Source organism: Psychrobacter glacincola (assembly GCF_965118485.1).
Taxonomy (GTDB): domain Bacteria; phylum Pseudomonadota; class Gammaproteobacteria; order Pseudomonadales; family Moraxellaceae; genus Psychrobacter; species Psychrobacter glacincola_D.
In genome coordinates this window covers 1-2064 of record NZ_CBCPJH010000074.1, presented here as the reverse complement: position 1 = coordinate 2064, position 2064 = coordinate 1, and the positions used below count along the sequence as shown (strand labels likewise).

Annotated in this window: 2 protein-coding genes; one reads left to right on the top strand and one right to left on the bottom strand. The window is 39.6% G+C overall.

Going from position 1 to position 2064, the window contains the following annotated elements; genetic code table 11:
• Positions 1 to 115: 115 nt before the first annotated feature.
• A complete protein-coding gene (locus ACMHKH_RS14560; protein ID WP_413521339.1) occupies positions 116 to 979 on the bottom strand; it encodes a DMT family transporter in 864 nt (287 codons plus the stop codon).
• 147 nt (positions 980 to 1126) lie between these two features.
• On the opposite strand from ACMHKH_RS14560, the gene ACMHKH_RS14555 reads away from it, so the two are divergent.
• On the top strand, positions 1127 to 2014 hold the full coding sequence (locus ACMHKH_RS14555; RefSeq protein ID WP_413521338.1) for a LysR substrate-binding domain-containing protein: 888 nt from the start codon (positions 1127 to 1129) through the stop codon (positions 2012 to 2014).
• Positions 2015 to 2064: the final 50 nt, after the last annotated feature.

The window sequence follows — 2064 nt, the reverse complement described above, 5'->3', positions numbered from 1 at the left end:
AATGTTAAGTCTCCGACAATACCGGGGCGGTTCAGTTTGGCATGGTTTCTAGACAGCGATGAATGTTCTTCTTATTTTAATTCTCTCTGCTACTTTTGCAAGAGATCTGATTATCCTACCCAATTTTTTGTCTAAACCTCATAGATTCAAGAGTAGCAAGCCATATCAAAGGTAGGATAATCAGCGCAGAGCCTATTAACAAAGTCATATTTGGCACTTCGTTAAACCATATGATTCCGACCACCACCGCCCCTATTAAACCTGAGTATTCCGCACTAGAGACTTTGTACGCTTCAATGTGTCGATACACCTGTACGCATATACCTGCATAAATCAAAATAAATACATTTGAACTGGCGGCCGTAATCAATGAGCGCCAGTCAAATGGCTGTCCTTCCCAAATAGCCAAACCAAGCGCGAATGGGATTCCTAATAAATTGGTCAAAAGTAGCGTTTGATAGACAGTATGATGTTGTGGAAGTTTACGAACTAACAGATTGTTTAGCGCCATGGTTACCGCCACTATAAGCGCAAAAACTGCCCCTGAATTAATCTGTTTTGGTTGTACGATAACGAGGATACCAGCAAAACCTAACATAGATACTGCTATAGTTGGAAAGGTTAATCTGTCTTTATAAAATAAAAAACCTAGCGGCAATATAAATAAAGGGGCGGCATAAAAAATAGCATTCGCAGTTGCGAGAGGCAGTGCTTGAAGAGACAGTACCATGAATATCACACCCAGCAACCAAACGTGACTACGGACAAAGTGCCATTTCATATTACTGAATAACTTGCTCTTTTTATTGATTAAACAAAATGGCAACAGCATTAAAACTGCTGTTAATTGACGAAATAGGATAAACTGATACACCGCTATCTCAGACGGTAAGTTCTTTATCAAAGCGTCTGAGAAGACCGCAATGATATTTCCTATTACCAATAGCGTCATAGCAAATGCAACACTCATCTTTGGCATTCTTATCCTCCCCGCCCTACTCTAAATTCAGAAACTGTTAAAACCCCAATGGGTTCATGCTGATTTAACGATCTGTCTGGCAGTATATTCAAGTAACAGTATGATGTATAATGATATAAAACATACTTAGTATTAGCTGAGGTAATAATGGACTTGCCACCGTTGCGTGCCATACAATGCTTCGAATCCGTTGCACGGCTTAACAGCTTTTCAAAAGCAGCAGAGAGCCTCAATGTGACACAAAGTGCAGTGAGTCACCAAATACGCATCCTTGAGAAGTATCTTGGGGAAGCAATGTTTTACAGGCAAGGCCGGACCTTTTCGTTGACAGAGGTTGGTGAGCGTTATTTCACAGATGTGAGTGGCGCATTGGGTCTTCTTTCAGATAGTAGTCAGATTATTAAGCATGGAAAACCTGGGCATATACGCTTAGCTCTGTACAGTTCAGTCGCAGTAAATTGGTTAATTCCTCGATTAGAAGACTTCTATAGACAGTATCCAGAAATAGAACTCACTTTAGATATGGTTAATCATCCCTCTGATTATAATGAACAAAGGGCCGATTGTTATATCACCGTCAATCCCCCTCCACATGCTTTCATCAGTAAGTTTTTATTTGCTGAAACTTTATATCCCGTGTGTGGTCAAAAGCTTTGGGAGAAAATAAGAGATAAACCCCTTCCTGATGCATTGTGGCGGCATCCAATATTATCCGTGAGATATGCAGATACAAGCGAGAATACAGCGGAGGATTGGCTGCGGTGGTGTAAGGCAGGCGGATTTGAGTTACCAAGTGATATAAAGATAAATCATTTTAGTCATGTACTACTAGCGATAGAAGCCGCACGGTACAATCTGGGAGTTACCCTCGTTAACAACTATATGATGCTAGATCAATCTTATAAGCAGAAACTCGTTAGAATCCCAATGCATGAACTACTAACAGGGGATAAATTTTACTTCGTTTGCAAGGAATTAAAGAATAATAAGGATGATATTATTAAACTATCTAAATGGTTAGAATCTCAATGCTAGTAAAGAAATTCTCTATCTTATTTGTTATTAGGTAATCGTCCCAACCATAA

What these genes read in the sequence shown, in the direction of transcription:
- ACMHKH_RS14560 (WP_413521339.1), bottom strand. Translation starts at nt 979, where the DNA reads ATGCCAAAGATGAGTGTTGCATTTGCTATGACGCTATTGGTAATAGGA.
- ACMHKH_RS14555 (WP_413521338.1), top strand. Translation starts at nt 1,127, where the DNA reads ATGGACTTGCCACCGTTGCGTGCCATACAATGCTTCGAATCCGTTGCA.